The organism is Marinobacterium ramblicola (assembly GCF_019084545.1).
GTDB classification, from domain to species: Bacteria; Pseudomonadota; Gammaproteobacteria; order Pseudomonadales; family Balneatricaceae; genus Marinobacterium_D; species Marinobacterium_D ramblicola.
In genome coordinates, this window is sequence record NZ_JAHREP010000014.1 from 87,051 (window position 1) to 105,179 (window position 18,129).

General features: G+C 56.7%; 18 protein-coding genes and 2 tRNA genes. 15 read left to right on the plus strand and 5 right to left on the minus strand.

The annotated features are described in order from the left end of the window. The 5 genes from KQ940_RS12340 to KQ940_RS12360 all read left to right on the plus strand — a co-directional run bounded on the left by KQ940_RS12340 (position 1) and on the right by KQ940_RS12360 (position 5,317). Positions 1-77, plus strand: a tRNA-Arg gene (locus tag KQ940_RS12340). 25 nt (positions 78-102) lie between these two features. Continuing rightward, a complete protein-coding gene (thiI, locus tag KQ940_RS12345; RefSeq protein WP_217413941.1) occupies positions 103-1,578 on the plus strand; it encodes a tRNA uracil 4-sulfurtransferase ThiI in 1,476 nt (491 codons plus the stop codon). Between the two features lie 340 nt (positions 1,579-1,918). Further along, on the plus strand, positions 1,919-2,170 hold the full coding sequence (locus KQ940_RS12350) for an OadG family protein (protein WP_217413942.1): 252 nt from the start codon (positions 1,919-1,921) through the stop codon (positions 2,168-2,170). Positions 2,171-2,214: 44 nt separating this feature from the next. Further along, positions 2,215-3,996 (plus strand): sodium-extruding oxaloacetate decarboxylase subunit alpha, encoded by a 1,782-nt coding sequence (oadA, locus tag KQ940_RS12355; RefSeq protein WP_217413944.1) that lies wholly within the window; start codon positions 2,215-2,217, stop codon positions 3,994-3,996. 19 nt (positions 3,997-4,015) lie between these two features. Then, positions 4,016-5,317 (plus strand): sodium ion-translocating decarboxylase subunit beta, encoded by a 1,302-nt coding sequence (locus KQ940_RS12360; protein ID WP_217413945.1) that lies wholly within the window; start codon positions 4,016-4,018, stop codon positions 5,315-5,317. Between the two features lie 58 nt (positions 5,318-5,375). On the opposite strand, the gene KQ940_RS12365 is transcribed toward KQ940_RS12360, so the two are convergent. Continuing rightward, positions 5,376-6,299, minus strand: coding sequence for a histone deacetylase family protein (locus KQ940_RS12365; protein ID WP_217413946.1), 924 nt, complete (start codon positions 6,297-6,299; stop codon positions 5,376-5,378). Between the two features lie 378 nt (positions 6,300-6,677). Between KQ940_RS12365 and KQ940_RS12370 the strand changes: the two genes are divergently transcribed. Beyond that, positions 6,678-8,288, plus strand: a complete 1,611-nt coding sequence (locus KQ940_RS12370) for a tetratricopeptide repeat protein (RefSeq protein WP_217413947.1) — start codon at positions 6,678-6,680, stop codon at positions 8,286-8,288. Positions 8,289-8,301: 13 nt separating this feature from the next. On the opposite strand, the gene KQ940_RS12375 is transcribed toward KQ940_RS12370, so the two are convergent. From KQ940_RS12375 to flgA, 4 genes are all read right to left on the minus strand, one after another. After that, positions 8,302-8,376, minus strand: a tRNA-Arg gene (locus KQ940_RS12375). A 56-nt stretch (positions 8,377-8,432) separates the two neighbouring features. Then, positions 8,433-8,921 (minus strand): flagella synthesis protein FlgN, encoded by a 489-nt coding sequence (locus KQ940_RS12380; protein ID WP_217413948.1) that lies wholly within the window; start codon positions 8,919-8,921, stop codon positions 8,433-8,435. A gap of 24 nt (positions 8,922-8,945) precedes the next feature. Then, a complete protein-coding gene (flgM, locus tag KQ940_RS12385; protein ID WP_217413949.1) occupies positions 8,946-9,272 on the minus strand; it encodes a flagellar biosynthesis anti-sigma factor FlgM in 327 nt (108 codons plus the stop codon). Between the two features lie 159 nt (positions 9,273-9,431). Further along, entirely contained in the window at positions 9,432-10,178 is a 747-nt protein-coding gene (flgA, locus tag KQ940_RS12390) for a flagellar basal body P-ring formation chaperone FlgA (protein WP_217413950.1), read from the minus strand. 31 nt (positions 10,179-10,209) lie between these two features. On the opposite strand from flgA, the gene KQ940_RS12395 reads away from it, so the two are divergent. From KQ940_RS12395 to flgH, 9 genes are all read left to right on the plus strand, one after another. Beyond that, a complete protein-coding gene (locus tag KQ940_RS12395) occupies positions 10,210-11,151 on the plus strand; it encodes a chemotaxis protein CheV (RefSeq protein WP_217413951.1) in 942 nt (313 codons plus the stop codon). Further along, entirely contained in the window at positions 11,148-12,002 is an 855-nt protein-coding gene (locus KQ940_RS12400; RefSeq protein WP_217413952.1) for a CheR family methyltransferase, read from the plus strand. The genes KQ940_RS12395 and KQ940_RS12400 overlap by 4 nt, the downstream gene beginning before the upstream one ends. A gap of 197 nt (positions 12,003-12,199) precedes the next feature. Continuing rightward, on the plus strand, positions 12,200-12,598 hold the full coding sequence (gene flgB / locus KQ940_RS12405) for a flagellar basal body rod protein FlgB (protein ID WP_217413953.1): 399 nt from the start codon (positions 12,200-12,202) through the stop codon (positions 12,596-12,598). Positions 12,599-12,600: 2 nt separating this feature from the next. Next, entirely contained in the window at positions 12,601-13,035 is a 435-nt protein-coding gene (gene flgC, locus KQ940_RS12410) for a flagellar basal body rod protein FlgC (protein WP_217413954.1), read from the plus strand. Between the two features lie 23 nt (positions 13,036-13,058). Then, positions 13,059-13,748 carry a flagellar hook capping FlgD N-terminal domain-containing protein gene (locus KQ940_RS12415; protein WP_217413955.1) on the plus strand — a complete coding sequence of 230 codons (690 nt, stop codon included), beginning with the start codon at positions 13,059-13,061 and terminating at the stop codon, positions 13,746-13,748. A 12-nt stretch (positions 13,749-13,760) separates the two neighbouring features. Beyond that, entirely contained in the window at positions 13,761-15,740 is a 1,980-nt protein-coding gene (locus KQ940_RS12420) for a flagellar hook protein FlgE (RefSeq protein ID WP_217413956.1), read from the plus strand. Between the two features lie 138 nt (positions 15,741-15,878). Further along, positions 15,879-16,622 carry a flagellar basal-body rod protein FlgF gene (gene flgF, locus KQ940_RS12425; RefSeq protein WP_217413958.1) on the plus strand — a complete coding sequence of 248 codons (744 nt, stop codon included), beginning with the start codon at positions 15,879-15,881 and terminating at the stop codon, positions 16,620-16,622. A gap of 15 nt (positions 16,623-16,637) precedes the next feature. Further along, positions 16,638-17,423, plus strand: coding sequence for a flagellar basal-body rod protein FlgG (gene flgG, locus KQ940_RS12430; protein ID WP_217413959.1), 786 nt, complete (start codon positions 16,638-16,640; stop codon positions 17,421-17,423). A gap of 20 nt (positions 17,424-17,443) precedes the next feature. Then, the gene (gene flgH / locus KQ940_RS12435) at positions 17,444-18,121 is read left to right on the plus strand and encodes a flagellar basal body L-ring protein FlgH (RefSeq protein WP_217413960.1); all 678 of its coding nucleotides are present in this window, start codon (positions 17,444-17,446) and stop codon (positions 18,119-18,121) included. The last annotated feature ends 8 nt before the right edge of the window (positions 18,122-18,129 follow it).

Genomic DNA, 18,129 nt, shown 5'->3' on the forward strand with positions numbered 1-18,129 from the left:
GCGCCCGTAGCTCAGCTGGATAGAGTACCTGGCTACGAACCAGGCGGTCAGAGGTTCGAATCCTCTCGGGCGCGCCACTTATTTCCCCCGCATACATTTCCCATGAAATTCATTATCAAGCTGTTTCCAGAGATTACGATCAAGAGCCGCCCGGTTCGCAAGCGTCTGATCGCACGTCTGCAGAACAATATTCAGATTATCCTGGCGCGGATAGAGCCGAGTGCGAAAGTGAGTAGCTTTTGGGATAAGCTCGAAGTTACCTTTGATCACGAGGCCGTTGGTGACGTCGCTGCCGTTCGTGATGCCCTGGTTGATGCCATGGCCAGAATACCGGGTATCCAGAATTTCCTCGAAGTGGAGCAATACCCACTGGGTGATTTTCATCAGGTCTACGAGCTGACTCGGCAGGCGTATGCCGAGCGTATCAAGGGCAAGACCTTCAAGGTGCGCGTGCGCCGCAGCGGTAAGCACGAGTTCACTTCGGTGGAGTTGGAGCGTTATGTCGGCGGAGGTCTGCGTCAGCATACCGAGGCCGCTGGCGTCGATGTGCATAAGCCGGAGGTCTGGGTCGATCTTGAGGTGCGGGACGACAGGCTGTTTATCATATCGCAGATCCACAAGGGGATCGGCGGTTATCCGCTGGGCACCCAGGAGCCGGTGTTGTCGCTGATCTCCGGAGGCTTCGATTCCATCGTCGCGTCCTGGATGACCATGCGTCGCGGTTGCAAGACCCACTTTCTGTTTTTCAATCTGGGCGGTTATGCGCACGAGATCGGCGTAAAACAGGTATCGCTGTATCTGTGGCGTCGCTATGGCTCATCCGCGCGGGTCAAATTTATCACCGTGCCCTTCGAAGAGGTGGTGGGTGAGATTCTGCAGAGTATCGATCGCTCGCATATGGGTGTTGTGCTCAAGCGGATGATGATGCGGGCCGCCGACCGTGTCGCCGATCGCATGAATATCCCGGCGCTGGTAACCGGCGAGAGTATCGCCCAGGTGTCGAGTCAGACGCTGCCCAACCTGAGTCTGATCGATAACGTAGCGGAGCATCTGGTACTGCGTCCGCTGATCACCATGGACAAGCCCGATATCATCGATCAATGTCGTGCGCTAGGTGCCTTTGAGTTTGCCAGCGCGATGCCGGAGTTCTGCGGCGTGATCTCGGATAAGCCTACAACGGCGGCCAAGCGTGATCGCGTCGAGCGGGAGGAGCGGGGGTTTGACTTTGAGGTGCTGGATCGGGCGCTGGCGGCGGCTGAAGTGATCAGCATCGATGAGATTGTGGAAAATCAAAATATCAACTCTGAGATCGAGGCGTTGACCCGGGTTGACGTGGATCAGGTTATTGTCGATATCCGCGCACCTCAGGAAGAGGAGAGAAAGCCGCTCAATATGCCGGGTTGTGACATATTGAAGATCCCGTTTTATAAGTTGGAGCAAGAGATTGAATTGCTCGACAAGCGTCGGAAATACCTGCTTTATTGCGAAAAAGGTGTTATGAGTCAGATGCATGCGCAGCATCTGACGGAAAAGGGATATCCCAATATCGGTGTCTTTCGACTAGCCGCTCCTAAATGAGCGGCTTTTTTGTACATGGAGGTATTTGTCCTGCGAGCACATGGATGCGCAGGAGCGGCAAGGCTCAGGAGTACTCATAATCAAAACCTTATTGTACTGATAAGGTTTTGATTATCGGTGATTTTTGTAAAAAAATTACATAATGTCGACGATGTTGCTTTTGCATTACCTCTATGGGCAGAATAACCCGCTCGGTTTCGTTGGTTTACATGTCTTGGTGACAAGTTTCCGGCAAGCCGGTTCATCTGTCCATCATGAGACTGCCCACAGATGTGCAGTCCGCGCGACCAAAAGCCGCTGATGGGCGAAAGGGTTACGTAACGAACAGGAGCACCCATAGATGGATAATCTGCTATCAGAAGGCCTTGAACTGCTGGTCTTCGGTATGGGTTTCGTCTTTGTCTTTCTGACGCTGCTGGTTATCAGCACCGGTTTCATGTCGAAGCTGGTCAACAAGTATATGCCGGCCCCTGCGCCCCAGGCCAAGCGCGCGCGCGCAAATGCTAGCGCTCTGCCCAAGGCGAATAGTGGGGCAAAAAACGACGAGCTGATCGCCGTTATGACCGCAGCCGTGCATAAATACCGCTCGTAAGCAGCACCTATAACCATAAACGAGATTGAGATAAGGCCAATCCCATGTCCGACGCTAAGAAAGCACTAGGCATTACCGACGTCGTGCTGCGAGATGCGCATCAGTCCCTGTTTGCGACTCGTCTGCGACTCGATGATATGTTGCCGATCGCCGAGAAACTCGACAAGGTCGGTTACTGGTCCCTCGAAAGCTGGGGGGGCGCGACCTTCGATTCCTGCATCCGTTATCTGGGTGAGGATCCCTGGGCTCGCATTCGCGAGTTGAAAGCCGTCATGCCGAATACCCGTCAGCAGATGCTGCTGCGTGGCCAGAACCTGCTGGGCTACCGCCATTATGCCGATGACGTGGTGGAAAAGTTCGTTGAGCGCGCCGCGGTCAGCGGTATCGATGTGTTCCGTATCTTCGATGCGATGAACGATCCGCGCAACCTGGAAACCGCGATCAGGGCGGTCAAGGCCACCGGTAAGCATGCGCAGGGCACCATCTCCTATACCACCAGTCCGGTGCACACCATCGAGATGTGGGTCGAGTACGCTAAAACGCTGGAAGAGATGGGCGCCGATTCCATTGCGATCAAGGATATGTCGGGCATCCTGACGCCTTATGGTGCTTTCGATCTCGTTTCACGCCTGAAAGCACAGACCGGTCTTGAGGTGCAGCTGCATGCACATGCGACCGCCGGTCTGTCCGATATGACCATTCTCAAGGCTGTCGAAGCCGGTATCGACCGCGTCGATACCGCGATCTCCTCCATGTCGATGACCTACGGCCACACCGCGACCGAGTCCGTTGTTGCCGCGCTGGCCGGTACCGACCGGGATACCGGTCTCGATCTGTTGCTGCTGGAAGAGATCGCTCACTACTTCCGCGAAGTGCGGAAGAAGTACGCGAAATTCGAGGGCTCTCTGCGCGGTACCGACTCCCGCATCCTGGTGGCCCAGGTCCCGGGTGGGATGTTGACCAATATGGAGAGCCAGCTGCGTGAGCAAGGCGCTTCCGACAAGTTTGATGAAGTGCTGCATGAGATCCCGCGTGTTCGCGAAGATCTTGGCTATATCCCGCTGGTAACGCCGACCTCCCAGATCGTCGGTACGCAGGCGGTGATCAATGTGCTGATGGGCGAGCGCTACAAGACCATCTCCAAAGAGGTGCAGGGCGTGCTCAAGGGTGAGTACGGTGCGGCCCCCGCGCCATTCAATGCCGAACTTCAGGCGCGTGTGCTTGCCGGCGGTGAGCCGATTACCTGCCGTCCGGCAGATCTGCTGCAACCCGAGATGGACAAGCTGGTTGGCGAACTGAAACAGCTGTCCGGCGAAAAGGGGATCAAACTGGAGCAGGGCGAGCGCGAAATCGACGATGTCCTGACCTATGCTCTATTCCCTCAAATTGGTCTTAAATTCCTGGAAAACCGCGGCAATCCCGACGCCTTTGAACCCGCACCGACGCTTGAGGACGCTAAAGCCATGTCTGCACCGAAGAAATCCGGACCGGAAGTCTACACCATCACCGTAAATGGCCAGAGCTACGTGGTACAGGTAGCCGAGGGTGGCGATATCACCAACGTCGCACAGGCACCTGCTGCATCAGCAGCTCCGGCTCCGGCGGCTGGTAGTGGTGAGGAGGTTCCTGCGCCCCTGGCTGGCAACATATGGAAGGTAATGGTCAGCGCTGGCGAGTCGGTTCAGGAAGGCGATGTACTGGTGATCCTGGAAGCGATGAAGATGGAGACCGAAGTGCGTGCGGCGCGTGCTGGCCATATCGTGTCCATCGATGTCAAAGAAGGTGATGCCGTACAGGTCGGCGATTCACTCGTTACCCTGGCTTGATCCGCAAAAGGTGTGAGTAATGGATAAGCTACTCAGTCTGTTTACGGCATCGGGCATATACAACATCAGCGCCGGTCAGGCGTTCATGATTGTGATCGGTCTGGTGCTGCTGTTTCTTGCGATCCGCAAGAACTTTGAGCCTCTGTTGTTGGTGCCGATCGGCTTTGGCGGTATTCTGGCGAATATCCCGGAAGCCGGTCTGGCGTTTTCGGCGGTGGAGAATGCGATTCACTTTGCAAAGCCGGAAGTGTTGACCGGGCTTGCCGCTGCGCTTGGCGTGGATGGTGCAGATCCTCAAGCACTGCTGCATGCGTACAAGGCGGCCTCGCACTCCGTGCATACCGCGGCAACCGATGTTGCCCTCGATGCCGGTTATAGCAACGGCATGCTGTATAACTTCTACCTGGTCGCCATCGCCTCGGGTGCTGCACCTCTGGTCATCTTCATGGGTGTCGGTGCGATGACCGATTTCGGCCCGCTGCTGGCAAACCCCAAGACTCTGTTCCTGGGCGCGGCGGCTCAGTTCGGTATCTTCGCCACCATCATGGGCGCTGTAGCGTTGACGATGCTCGGTGTCATGGATTTCAGCATCCAGGATGCTGCAGCAATCGGTATCATTGGTGGTGCTGATGGTCCCACCGCGATCTATGTGGCCAGTCTGTTGGCGCCGCACCTACTGGGCGCGATTGCTGTAGCAGCTTACTCCTACATGGCACTGGTACCGCTGATTCAGCCACCCATCATGCGCCTGCTGACCACCGAGTCTGAGCGCAAGATCAAAATGACTCAGCTGCGTCATGTGTCGAAGACAGAGAAGATTCTGTTCCCGCTGGTACTGCTGATACTGGTGGCCCTGCTGCTGCCGGATGCGGCACCGCTGCTGGGGATGTTCTGCTTCGGTAACCTGATGCGTGAGTGCGGCGTGGTTGATCGTCTCAGTGACACTGCCCAGAACGCGCTGATCAACATTGTGACCATCTTCCTTGGCCTGTCTGTCGGCTCCAAACTCAGCGCCGACAAGTTCCTGGATCTGGAAACGTTGGGCATTCTGGTACTGGGGGTTGTTGCCTTCGGTATCGGTACTGCTTGTGGCGTGTTGATGGCGAAGCTGATGAATAAGCTCGAGGGTGGCAATGCGATCAACCCGCTGATCGGTTCGGCAGGGGTATCGGCTGTACCGATGGCCGCCCGTGTGTCCAACAAGCTGGGCCTGGAAGCGAATCCGCAGAACTTCCTGCTGATGCATGCCATGGGACCCAACGTGGCCGGGGTTATCGGCTCCGCGGTTGCCGCAGGTGTGATGATCAAGTTTGTCGGCTAACGCCGGAGGTTGGAAAAAGGGCTGCCCGGTGCAGTCCTTTTTCGTTCCTGCTGCGTAGTTATTCGGCGCTCAGCGCCTCGATGTGGGCAAGGACGCTGAAGGCGAGGGCGACCGGGTTGTAGCCGCCTTCGAGTACCGATACGACGCGTCCACCGCACAGCGAATCGGCAGCCGACAGTATCTGCTCGGTTACCCAGCGGTAATCCTCCTCCTCCAGATTCAGGTCGGCCATGGGATCCTCCTTGTGGGCGTCGAATCCCGCAGAGATGAATATCATGTCGGGCTTGTGGGCATGCAACGCGGGTAGCCAGCGCTGTTCGATGGCATCGCGCCAATCGCTGGCCGGGCTGAACGCGGCCAGCGGGCAGTTGATGATGTTGGGGCGCTCGATTTCGGTATAGCGCTCCGGATAATAGGGGTGTTGGAAGGTCGAACACACCAGGACTTCCGGCCGATTCTGAAATATATCGACGGTTCCATTGCAGTGGTGCACGTCGAAATCGAGAATGGCGACGCGCTCGATTCCCTGGTGCTGAAGTGCACGGCATGCCGCGATGGCAACATTGTTGTAAAAACAGAAGCCCATCGCACTTTTGTACTCTGCGTGATGCCCGGGAGGGCGTACGGCGACGAAGGCGTTGCGGACCGAGCCGTTGAGCACGGCCTCAGTTGCAAGCACAGCCCCACCGGCTGCCAGATTGGCCGCATGCAGGGAGTCGGGACACAGGGCTGTGTCCTCGTCGGTATAGACGACCCCCTGCTCCGGCAGTTTCATCTCCAGTCGCGTCTGGTGCAGATCGGCGTGTGCCAGGCGGATCTGTTCAGCGGTGACCGGTACGGCTTCAAGTTGTAAAAGCCTGTCGAGCAGGCCGGTGCGTTCAAGTACGCGGCGAATTGCATGCAATCTGACCGGGCTTTCCGGATGCTCCGGACCCATATTGTGCAAGCTGCAATCCTGGTGGCTGACGAATGCTGTTGTCATTATTTTTCCACTGTCTCAATCTGCCGCCTATTGTAGGTGAAAAGCGCTCGCTCTCCCCTTAGGCATAGGTCTTAACTTGTTATATACCGTCCTAAATGCAGCTTGACTAATAATGGCGAGAAAGAGTGGTGCTCGATACTCCAGGAGTTGACTCAGATCATGATGTGCAGGCCGAAACTTAAGTACTCTGTACCTACAGCATAGAACTGTCTTTGGCACCGCGTGTTTTCACCCGACACCGGTGCCTTTTTCTTTGCCAGGTTTTTAAACCTGCTTGCTTCCGCACGGGCTGCAACCCTCTGTATACTCAATAAACCGTCATCTTCTCTTAGTGCGTATCGGTAAATTTGTCCGGTTCAGTAGGGTGAGCAGGGATCTGTGGCTCCATCAAAAATCAATTACGCCGACAAAAAGGTTCTGCTGGTCGAAAGCAGCGGCAATATGCGCGCGACCATCTTTTACATGCTGCGTGAACTCGGCGTTCAGAATCTGGTTGCAAAGACGGTTAACGACCGGGTTTTGGAGGCCATACGCGAAGAGTCGTTCGATATTATTTTGCTCGGGCATAACAGCAGCGACGCCGTAAGTGGATTGCAGCTGCTGGAGGAAGCGCGTTTTCGTGGTTACGTCAGACCGACCGCTGTTTGGGTGTTCATGACCTCGGACGCATCGCAGGAGGTGGTCCTGCATGCGATCGACAGTCGTCCCGATGCGCTGTTGACCAAACCCTTTTCTGTTGACGAGCTGAAGCAGCGCCTCGATCAGCTGGTTTCGCGCAAGCGCATGCTGTACCCCGTCGAGCAGGCGATCGAGATCGGTGATCTGGAGGCCGCCATCGATGCCTGTGAAGATATACCGCGTGCCCACCCCTGCTTTGATCAGGCCAGACGCTTGAAAGCCCAGTGCTTGATCGATCTTGGACGGGTGCAGGAGGCGTACGAGTTTCTCGAGCGGCAGTACTGGCAGGGGGAAGATAAGGATACCGGGCTGATCATGGCGAAAGCGCTTTACCTTCTTGATCGGCTTAAAGAGGCCGCGGAGCTGTTGAGCAAGCTGATCGAGACGCACCCGCTGTTGATCGCGGCCTATGATCTCTTGGCGCGAGTGCTTGAGCGTGATGGGCAGCTGCATCACGCCAGGGATACGCTGAAGGAAGCAACGGAAAAGGCGCCTCTGGGCATTCCCCGGCAGATGGAGTTGGGGCGTGTCGCGATGCAGACCGATGCTCTGGATGTCGCTGATGGGGCCTATAAGCGCTCAATCGTCTTGGGGCGGCAAAGCTGTTACCGCTCCGCTGAGCCTTTTCTTCGCCTGGCCAATGTGCGTCGTTTGGAGATGAAGGGAGCTCAGTCTAGGCAGGTGTTGGATCTCAGAAACGAGGTGGACACCCTGCTGAACACCGCGGAGTTCCGTTTTCCCCGTGATCCGGCGCTAAATGTGCGCACCGCCTTGTTGCGTAGCCAGGTTGCGCATGATTTGGCAGAGCCTGAAGAGGCCAGTAGGCTCAAGAGCGAAGCTCGTGCGTTGAATCAGCAGCTCGACTCGCCGCTGGATCTGACGCGTGAAGAGCTGGTGCTTAGCGGCGATAAGGTGCCGATGCTTGAGCCTGAGAGCGAGCTCAGACAGTTCTCGGAAGCTCGCAAGTCCAAGCGCGACCAGGCGATGGCGAGCAAGGTCAACCGCCTCGGTATCAAGCACTATATGGCTGGCAAGTATGCGCAGGCGATCCGGTATTTCGGCATGGCGATCGAGTATGATCCCGGCTATCCAGCGGCGTTGTTGAACCTGGCGCAGCTCTATCTGGAGAGTGCTCGCGACGGAGTGGAAAAGCGCGAGGAGCGGCTGAAGATGGTCGATCGCTATCTGCGATTGACTGAGCGTCTGCAACTGGCGGATACCGAACGGGAGCGATTGCTGCAGTTCAAAGGGCTGCGGACGCGGTCGGTAGAGTTTCTGACGGACGGGTCGCTCGGACCTCTGCTGAGGTAGTGGGCTGAGGTAGTGGCCTCCCCACCAGGATTCGAACCTGGATCTAACCCTTAGGAGGGGTTTATTCTATCCATTGAACTATGGGGAGACGGCGCGCATTGTAGCGATAAAAAGGATCTACTGCCAGGCGCGGTGAGCGGGATATCAGGCTTTGCCGATCCTGCTCTGGGTGCTGAAGTTGTTGCTCTTTCCTGAGCTGCCGTAAAGCTGGCTCTTCTGGTTTTTCCCCTGCAACATATTGAGGAGGCGCTCGGTGCTCTCCTGGCCGCGCAGAATGATCTGCTGATTGACCCTGCTTTCCTGTTGAACCTGTTCCAGAGTCTCGGACAGTGCCTGCCACTGTTCGCTTAATTTAAGCGCGTGTGCTTGCGGTAGGGAGTTCAGGTACTGCTCCCAGCCTTCCGCCGATAGCTCGACGCCGTGGCTGGACAGGAGATTATGGCGTGCGGTGAAGTTCTCCTGCACGGCAGCCAGTAGTGATTCCTTGGACGAGGTGGCACGCTGTAAGGCTTCTAGATCTCGACTTTCGAGCGCGCTGCGCTCCTCCTGCAGCCGTTTTTGCAGTTCGCGAAGCAACTCCACGCCCTGTTCAACCAGAGGGTGGAGTTGGTCAGGATTTGGCGGGTTCGACATCGGTTAGTCGTACTTCAACAGAGATCAGCTAAACAGGGACTCGATCGCGAGCATGCCCTTGGCAACGCGCTCGGCATCAACCTTGTATTCTCCACTTTCGATGGCGCTTTTCAGTTCAGCCACGCGGTCGCTGTTAACCTCGGGCTCGTCATCGCTGTTCTGTATGGCGTTGTGAATCGCCAGTGCTGCATCGCTGATCTTGACGGTGTCACTGTTACCGGGACCGGCCGATGGCTGAGCGCTGCCACCACTGCCGGTAGCGGCGGTGTTATTCTGCTGCTCATGGTTAACCCGATTGTTACGCGTCACACCCGTCTGGGTAGAGCCAACACCGGGAAGATCAATAGCCATCACATATACCTCTTAGCTGTTACGGGTAAGGGTATCGGTCTGTATTCGGAAAACTTTAGGGTAACTGATGAATTTTTTTGGCCTACCAGTACCGAGTACTGCCATCAGTATAATGTTTCCTTGGAAGGCTGGCCAAGGTGTGTCGTATGACGCGGGCGTTCAGTATAGCGTCACCACACCGGGAGCCGTAATCGTGCCCCGCACCTGGCGCCCGGAGCGACTGTTTTGTACATCGATCTGTTCGTTCAGTCGGCCATCCTCAAGCGCGATTGCGTCGGTGCGAATGAGCAGCGCTCCTTTGCGTACCTCGAGCGTTACCCGGTCACCGCGGCGCACCGCCAATGAGGGTTCCAGTACCCGTGCGGTGATGATCTCGCCATTGTTAATGGAGACCCGTGCTGTTTTGCCAACGACATCCTGCAGTCGGGTGTAATATCCACCGCTCAGGCGTGTAATATTCTGTTCGCTCAGGGCCAGTGCATCGCCGCTGATTCGGCTATCCCGGGTAATGGGTCGTCTGGCTGTTACCACTGCGATAAACTGCTGTACTCTGGCGGTAACGAAAATGCTCCAGGGCCTTGGGGTCGCGCAGCTGACCTTGGCGGTAACCCGCTCGCCGCCGCTGAAGGGGAGTTCGATCTGCAGCGTTGACCGGCAGGGCGTTAAAGAAAGTGTGCGGTTTATAGGGTTTACTGTTACGTTTACGCGACTCTCTGGTACTCTAGTCTCAAAATGCTGACGGATAGTCGACTCGACTTGTCTCTCTATGTCAGAGTTGGGCGGTTCGGCGGCCAGAAGTGCGCGGGCGGGAACGGCCAGTGTGATGGCCAGTAGTACGCACGAAACGATAAATTTGAGGAAGTTCACGCTGGAGTCCTGAAGCAGCAGGGCTTTGCGGTACGACATTACTACTCTGACCTCGGGGTTTGAAACGATCATGTCAGGTATCTTGGATAGTGTAAACCTACGTACCCAGATGGTAGGGCAGAACCGGCTGGAGCTGCTGTTGTTTGGGCTGGAAACCTCTCAGCGCTATGGCATCAACGTGTTTAAGGTGCGTGAAGTGCTGCAGTGTCCTGAACTGACGGAGGTGCCCAGGTTGACCACCTCGGTCAAAGGGATGGCGCACATTCGTGGGGAAACGATACCCGTACTGGATCTATCCGAAGCGATCGGGCGGCGTGCGATTCCCGCCGACGAGCAGCGCAAGTGCTTCCTGATCGTAGCGGAGTATAACCGCCGCACCCTGGCGTTTCTGGTACGCAAGGTGGATCGTATCTTCAATACCCAGTGGGATCAGATCATGCCGCCACCGGCGGAGATCGGTTCCGAGAACTACCTGACGGCGGTATTTGAGCTGGATGGCAAGTTGGTCGAGATTCTCGACGTGGAACAGATTCTGGCCGACCTCTACCCGATGGCGACCGATGTCAGCGAGGATGTGGCGGACAAGTCGGTGCGTGAGCAGGCGCAACAGCATCATGTGCTGATCGTCGATGATTCGGCCGTCGCCCGTAACCAGATGCAGCGCTCGCTGGAAAGCCTCGGCTTGAAGGTGACTTCGGCCAACAACGGCAAGCAGGCCTGGGATCTGCTACGGGGCATGGCTGACAAGGGGATCGATGTCGAGAAAGCCTTCCTGATGGTGATCTCCGATATCGAGATGCCGGAGATGGACGGTTACACGCTAACGGCTATGATTCGTGAAGACACCCGGATGCAGCGTATGCATGTGGTCTTGCATACCTCGCTTAGCGGCGGTTTCAACGTGTCGATGGTCAAAAAGGTCGGGGCTGATGGGTTCCTGGCCAAATTCAATCCAAATGACCTGGCAACGGTAGTGGTTAATCGAATCAGCCAGGTTCGCGAGAGTCGATGACGGACCGATCGGTGAATCAACGCTTCAGAATCACAACGGAGGATTTCCGTCAGTTCAGCGAGTTTCTCGAGCAGAGCTGCGGAATTCTGTTGGCGGAGCACAAGCAGTATCTCGTGCAGAGCCGGTTGGGCAAGATCATGAAAGAGCAGTCATGCGACTCGCTCAGTATCTTGGTCGACCGACTGAAGCGGCCCGGGGCAAGTGCGCTCAAGGATAGCGTTATCGATGCGATGACCACCAACGAAACCCTGTGGTTTCGCGATATCCACCCCTACGAGATCCTGGCCAAGCGGCTGTTGCCCGAGCTGACGGCTGAGCGGCGTGCGCAGAAGCTCAGGATCTGGTCGGCGGCCTGCTCCAGTGGTCAGGAGCCCTACTCGATCAGCATGGTGATCGATGAGTTCAAGCGCATGAATCCAGGAACGTTGTTGTCCGGTGAAGAGATTCTGGCGACCGACATCTCGACCAGTATCCTGCAGCAGGCGCAGAAGGGTGAGTACGAGATGCTAGCGCTGGGGCGTGGGTTGTCGCAGGAGCGGTTGAAAAAATACTTCCTCACATCCGGTGAGGGGAGTTGGCAGATCCGTCCCGAGATCAAGGCGCGAGTCCGCTTTCAGAACCTCAACCTGTTGGGCCCGTATACGTCGCTAGGGCAGTTCGACATCATCTTCTGTCGCAACGTGCTGATCTATTTCTCGTCGGACGTAAAACTCGAGATCCTGCGCAAGATGCGCCGTCAGCTCAAACCTGGCGGCTACCTGCTGCTTGGTGCTTCCGAATCACTATCAGGGCTTTCCGATATCTACAAGATGATCCACTGCCGTCCCGGCATCATCTACCAGGCCGTATAACCGCTTACCCCGCTGTTTGCCGCCGCCTGCAAGTCAGGCGGCAACGGCACCTCCCCTTGCCGCCCGGGGCGGAATCAGTTTGCCGCTTTCACTTTCCGTCGAGTAGTCCTGCGTCTTGTAGCCCTGTAACTGCGGCGTTTGGGTTTGATGGCACAGGCTTTGCTTAATTCCTGGCAGAAGGGAAGAGGAGCGATTGAATGGCCATCAGTTTTGAATCCGCATTGGGTATCCACGACGACGCACTGCTGTTGCGTGCCCGCCGCGCCGAAGTGTTGGCCAATAATATCGCCAATGCCGATACGCCGGGATTCAAGGCGCGAGATATCGATTTTGCCGCCGTATTGCGTGGTGAGCAGGATCAGCTCTCCACTGAGCCGGCACAGACCCAGGCTGGGCATGTCGGCGAGTTCATTGAGCCGGATTTCGCAGCAGAACTGATGTTCCGGACGCCTTCTCAGCCCTCGGTCGATGGTAATACGGTTGAAGTACAAGAGGAGATGGCGCGTTACAGTGACAACGCCATCCGGTATCAGAGCTCTTTCACGATGCTGAACAGCAAGTTCAAAGGGTTGGTAAGTGCAATTAAGGGTGAGTAACGATGTCGCTGTCTAACGTGTTTGGAATCGCGGGTTCGGCCATGAATGCCCAGAGCATTCGCTTGAACACCACTGCCAGTAACTTGGCTAACGCTGACAGTGTCAGTTCCAGCGAGGGAGATACCTATCGCGCACGTAAGCCAATATTCACCGTGCAGATGCCGGCGGAGGCGGATTATGACGCGATAGGTTCCGGCCAGGTGCCGGGCCAGGGTGTCAGGGTCAGCGATATTGTCGAGAGCGACGCGCCTCTGCGCATGGCGTACGAACCCAGTCATCCGATGGCCGATGAGAACGGCTATGTCTACTATCCGAATGTAAATGTGGTCGAAGAGATGGCCGATATGATCTCCGCCTCCCGCTCTTTCCAGATCAACGCGGAGATCATGAATACTGCCAAGCAGATGCTGCAGCGTACGCTGTCGCTTGGCCAGTGATTGAGGCATGAGAGGTAAGTGCCATGAGTACTGTTAACGGTACCAATAATAGCCAGAATATTTACGAAACGATCAATCAGCAAAATCAGCAGAACTCGACGTCGAAGACCAGCCAGGCCGCTGAAGACAGTCAGATGTTCATGAAGCTGATGATCGCTCAGTTGCAGAACCAGGATCCGACGAGTCCTGCCGATACCGCGGATTTCATGCAGCAGATCGCGACCATGAGCCAGGTCGAGAGCATCAATCAGCTTGTTGGCACGGTGGAGGATATGAGTGCATCCCTGCTCAGCAGTCAGACTGCGCTGCAGGCCTCATCCATGGTCGGGCAGCGGGCCTATGTGAATACCAATATCGCGCAACTGCACCAGGAACAGGGCTATGTGGATGGCCTGGTCAGCCTGGAAAACAGTGCCAGTGATGTGCGGATCACCATCTACGATGGTAGCGGCAACATGGTCGATGAAGTGAGCATGGGGGCGCAGCCTCCTGGAGATCACAACTTCGTCTGGCAGGCCGGTGAGGGTGTGCCTCCGGGCAACTATCGGATAGTGGCAGAAGTACCCAGTGGTTCCGACGGCCAATATGAAGAGGTCGCGACCTACATGGGCTTCAATATCAACAGCGTCACGCTCGGACAGAACGGTATTGGTATGAAGGTGAACACCAATATCGGTTCCATCGACATGAGTGAAGTGAAACAGCTCGGTTAATCAGGGGGAAATATGGCAGGTTTCAGCACTGCGGTTACAGGCCTGAAGGCATCCACTACCATGCTGGATGTGGCCGGTAACAACATCGCAAACTCAAGTACCATTGGCTTTAAAGCCTCCCGTACCGAGTTCGGTGATATCTATGCGACGTCGGTGGTCGGCGCAGGTTCGGCCAACGTCGCCGGTTCCGGCGTCACCGTGACCGATATCGCCCAGGATTTCAAAGCGGGTACCATCGAGTTCACCAACAACAACCTGGATCTGGCGATCAACGGTTCGGGTTTCTTCCAGCTGGATGATGGTCAGGGTGGCGTAACCTATACCCGGGCAGGCGCGTTTGAACTGGATAAAGAGGGATTTATCGTCTCCAAGACCGGAAAGTACCTGCAGGGCTACGGTTTGGATGAGGATGGCAACCGTCTGCCGATCGGTAACCTGGCGGTAACGCAGAAGGAAAGCCCGCCGAAAGCGACTGAAAGTATCGATCTGTCGTTCAACATCGATTCACGTAAAGACGCGGCCGAACTCTTGCCGACCTACGACAAGGACGAGCCCGGCTCGTTTACCTATACGACCACGGTGCGTACCTTCGACAGTCTGGGTAACGAGCATACGATCAAGTTCAACCTCGCCGAGCAGCGCCCGGTGAGGGAGCAGTTTGAATACGATGTGTCCGGCGATGCCGATGGTACTGTGTATATTTCGGGGCTGCCCCTTGATGCATCGACGGATTTCAGCGTCGCCAGCTACGCTGATTACTCCACCTTTGCGGCGGCGAATCCGGCGCTTTCGGCCCAGCTTGATGATATCGCTGCACGGGATCCTCGAATCGACAAGGAGTCGTTTGCATTATCCGGCGGTACACTGACCTTCGAAACCTTCGCGCAGTACACCGACTCCGGCGATATGGTGGTAACGGATGTGGATCCGCTGCTGACCACGGCAGTCAGCTACGACCGCCAGAACGCCTCGACGCCGACACGCGCAGCCAACGAAGTCAGAACCTACACCATTGACGAGACGGCAGGCGATAGCACCGTCGAAATTGGCGGCGTGACGATCAACGTCGCAGGTCTGTCAACGAAGAAGGATATCGCGGAAACCATCGAGGGGCGCGAAGCGGAGATCATCGATCGTAATCCGGCGATCGAGTCCGTTCAGGCGGTGCTGGAGGGTGGTGAGTACAAGCTGCAGATCACCTTCAAGGCCGACGAAGGCAATGTCGATGATGCCGACTATCAGCCGACCTCGGTGGCGGGCACTCTCGCCTTGGAAAGTACAGCCGAAGGTGACAACTCCTATCTCGGTGTGTATCGGATGTATGCCTACCTCAACGGCGAAGAGCAGCTGGATATCGGCAAGCTGAAAGATTGGGGTGAGGCCGGTGGCGGTCCCGCCGTTAGCGGTGGCGGCGGCGAAACCGAAGAGGGGCCGATCCTGGTCGAGTTCAACCCGACCAACGGTCTGCTGAGCGGCATTAATGGCTTGAACTTCTCGGCCGGCGGGCAGGTGCCTTCAATCACCATTGCCGGTGCTGACCCCGCCAACCCGTTGACTACCATCGATCTGGACCTGAGCAACAGTACCCAGTTCGCCTCGGCTTCGATCGTCAAGAGTCAGCTGCAGGATGGTTATACCAAGGGTGACCTGATCGGCGTGACCTTCGCCAGCACCGGTGAAATGGTGGCATCGTTCAGTAACGGCCAGAACCAGTCACTGGGGGTGGTCGCGGTGGCGACGTTTGAAAACCAGGCCGGTTTGCAGCCTAATGGCGATACCGAGTGGGCGGCGACGCTGACCTCCGGCGATGCCATCTTGAACCCGCCGGGTACCGGTTTGAACGGTACCCTGCGTTCAGCGGCACTGGAGGCGTCCAACGTCGATCTGTCCGCCGAGCTGGTCAAGTTGATCGAGGGGCAGCGCAATTTCCAGGCGAACTCCAAGACTCTGGAAACCCTGAACACCGTGACGCAGGCGATACTGCAGATTTAACGGCTTTTTTCTCCAGGTTCTAGAAGTAAAGGCGATGTCCCCTAAGGGACGTCGCCTTTTTGCATTCTATGGCACGGCGATTGCTTTAATCAGGTATGGATCGCTAAAAGCGGCAATCTTTTTCCTGATGGAGCTGTTATGGATAAGTTGTTGTACGTGTCGATGACTGGTGCGCGCGAGAACATGGTCGCGCAGCGCGTGCATGCCAACAACCTTGCCAATGTGACGACGACCGGATTCAAGACCGATCTGGAACAGGCCCGCGCCATGCGCGTGATGGGTGAGGGTTACGCCTCCCGTGTCTATGCCATGAGCGAGCGGCCGGCCACCGATACTACTGCCGGTACGCTCATTGCTACGGGGCGCGATCTGGATGTGGCAATCGATGGCGAGGGCTGGATTGCGGTCGTCGGACCGGACGGACGGGAAGCCTATACCCGTGGCGGCGAGCTGCAGATCAATGCCGCCGATCAGCTGGTAACTGGCAGCGGATTGCCGGTCATGGGCAACGGTGGCATACCGATCGTGATACCGCCGTCCGATAAGGTCGATATCGCCTCCGATGGCACGATAACGATCCGTCCGCAGGGGGATCAGGCGGCAGAACTCGCGCAGATCGACAGGATCAAGCTGGTGCGCCCTGAACCCGGACAGTTGTTCAAGGGGGAGGATGGTTTGATGCATGCCGACAACAACCAGACCCTGCCGATCGACCTGAATGTACAGTTACGTTCGGGCTATCTGGAATCGAGCAACGTCAATGCGGTGGCAGAGATGACATCGATCATCAGCCTGGCGCGTCAATTCGAGGTGCAGGTGAAGATGATGAAAACTGCGGAAGAGAATTCAACAGCAGCTGCGCGCATCTTGCAGCTGAGCTGATAGGAGGAGACCGGAATGCAAGGTGCACTGCATGTCGCCAAGACAGGGCTTAGCGCCCAGGATACTCAGCTCAAGGTTATTTCGAATAACCTGGCTAACGTCAGTACGGTTGGGTTCAAGAAAGACCGCGCCGTTTTCGAGGATCTTCTGTACCAGGTTCGCCGTCAGCCCGGCGCCGATACCGCGGCCGATTCCCAGCTCCCTTCGGGTCTGCAACTGGGTAATGGGGTGCGTACCGTTGGCACACAGAAACTGTTCGAAGAGGGCGAGTTTCAGGTTACCGGCGAGTCGTTCGACGTTGCTATCAACGGCAAGGGGTTCTTGCAGATACGGCAGCCGAATGGCGATATCGCCTACACCCGTAATGGGCAGCTGCACCTGGATGGCGAAGGACGTCTGGTCACCGCCGAAGGTTACTCGCTCGAACCGGAAATCACCCTGCCCGACGGCGTGCTGTCCATGTCCATCTCCAATGATGGCCGGGTAGAGGTCGTGGTTTCAGGCGATCCCAATCCGCAGGAGGTGGGTCAGCTGGAGCTGGCCAACTTCGTAAACCCTCAGGGGCTGCAGGCGATAGGCCAGAACCTCTATCTGGAAACGGCGGCCAGCGGTGCCCCCCAGCAGGCGGTGCCCGGGGAAGAGGGTACCGGCTTCCTGCTCCAGGGGATGCTGGAAGGCTCCAACGTGAATGCCGTTGAGGAGCTGGTCAACATGATCACCACTCAGCGGGCATATGAGATAAATTCGAAAGTGATCTCGACGGCAGACCAGATGCTGTCGTTCGTCACTCAGCAGCTGTAACGGTAAGCGGGAGAAAGTAGATGAGCATTAAGGGGTGGGTCGCTGCTGTTGCCTGTGCAATGTCGCTGACCGGGTGCGTCAATTCGCCGCCCAAGCCGGACAACCCCTACTATGCCCCTGTGCCGGTAACGCCTGTGCCCAATACTCAGCCGTCAACCGGTTCGATCTATAACGCGGCGACCTCGATGAATCTTTATGGTGACGGGCGTGCCTACCGGGTAGGCGATATCATCACCGTTGAGCTGGAGGAGAGCACCCAGTCCACCAAATCGAGCAAGACCTCGGTGGACAAATCCAGCAATACCGATGTGGGCGTCGGCTCTGTGATGGGACAAAATCTATCCTTGTTCGGTAACCCCCTGTCAGCGTCACTTGGCAGTAACCACGCCTTTGAGGGAGATGGCAGTTCCGATATGAGCAATAGCCTGACCGGCAGCATTACCGTGACGGTGCATGAGGTGAGGCCGAACGGCAACCTGCTCGTGCGGGGCGAAAAGTGGCTGACCCTGAACCAGGGCGATGAGTATATTCGCATCAGCGGCTTGATCCGGCCTCAGGATATCGATCCGTCCAATACCGTGATGTCGACAAAGCTGGCGGACGCGCGTATTACCTACAGCGGTACCGGCGCCGTGAATGACTCCAATGTCATGGGCTGGCTGGCTCGCTTCTTTATCAGCCCGCTATTTCCTTTCTGATGGTGAGC

Coding starts and splice junctions, on each gene's coding strand:
- KQ940_RS12350 (WP_217413942.1), top strand. CDS start 1,919: ATGGATAATCTGCTATCAGAAGGCCTTGAACTGCTGGTCTTCGGTATG.
- flgA (WP_217413950.1), bottom strand. CDS start 10,178: ATGTCGTACCGCAAAGCCCTGCTGCTTCAGGACTCCAGCGTGAACTTC.
- KQ940_RS12415 (WP_217413955.1), top strand. CDS start 13,059: ATGAGTACTGTTAACGGTACCAATAATAGCCAGAATATTTACGAAACG.
- KQ940_RS12360 (WP_217413945.1), top strand. CDS start 4,016: ATGGATAAGCTACTCAGTCTGTTTACGGCATCGGGCATATACAACATC.
- oadA (WP_217413944.1), top strand. CDS start 2,215: ATGTCCGACGCTAAGAAAGCACTAGGCATTACCGACGTCGTGCTGCGA.
- flgF (WP_217413958.1), top strand. CDS start 15,879: ATGGATAAGTTGTTGTACGTGTCGATGACTGGTGCGCGCGAGAACATG.
- flgC (WP_217413954.1), top strand. CDS start 12,601: ATGTCGCTGTCTAACGTGTTTGGAATCGCGGGTTCGGCCATGAATGCC.
- flgG (WP_217413959.1), top strand. CDS start 16,638: ATGCAAGGTGCACTGCATGTCGCCAAGACAGGGCTTAGCGCCCAGGAT.
- flgM (WP_217413949.1), bottom strand. CDS start 9,272: ATGGCTATTGATCTTCCCGGTGTTGGCTCTACCCAGACGGGTGTGACG.
- KQ940_RS12400 (WP_217413952.1), top strand. CDS start 11,148: ATGACGGACCGATCGGTGAATCAACGCTTCAGAATCACAACGGAGGAT.
- KQ940_RS12365 (WP_217413946.1), bottom strand. CDS start 6,299: ATGACAACAGCATTCGTCAGCCACCAGGATTGCAGCTTGCACAATATG.
- flgB (WP_217413953.1), top strand. CDS start 12,200: ATGGCCATCAGTTTTGAATCCGCATTGGGTATCCACGACGACGCACTG.
- KQ940_RS12395 (WP_217413951.1), top strand. CDS start 10,210: ATGTCAGGTATCTTGGATAGTGTAAACCTACGTACCCAGATGGTAGGG.
- KQ940_RS12420 (WP_217413956.1), top strand. CDS start 13,761: ATGGCAGGTTTCAGCACTGCGGTTACAGGCCTGAAGGCATCCACTACC.
- flgH (WP_217413960.1), top strand. CDS start 17,444: ATGAGCATTAAGGGGTGGGTCGCTGCTGTTGCCTGTGCAATGTCGCTG.
- thiI (WP_217413941.1), top strand. CDS start 103: ATGAAATTCATTATCAAGCTGTTTCCAGAGATTACGATCAAGAGCCGC.
- KQ940_RS12380 (WP_217413948.1), bottom strand. CDS start 8,921: ATGTCGAACCCGCCAAATCCTGACCAACTCCACCCTCTGGTTGAACAG.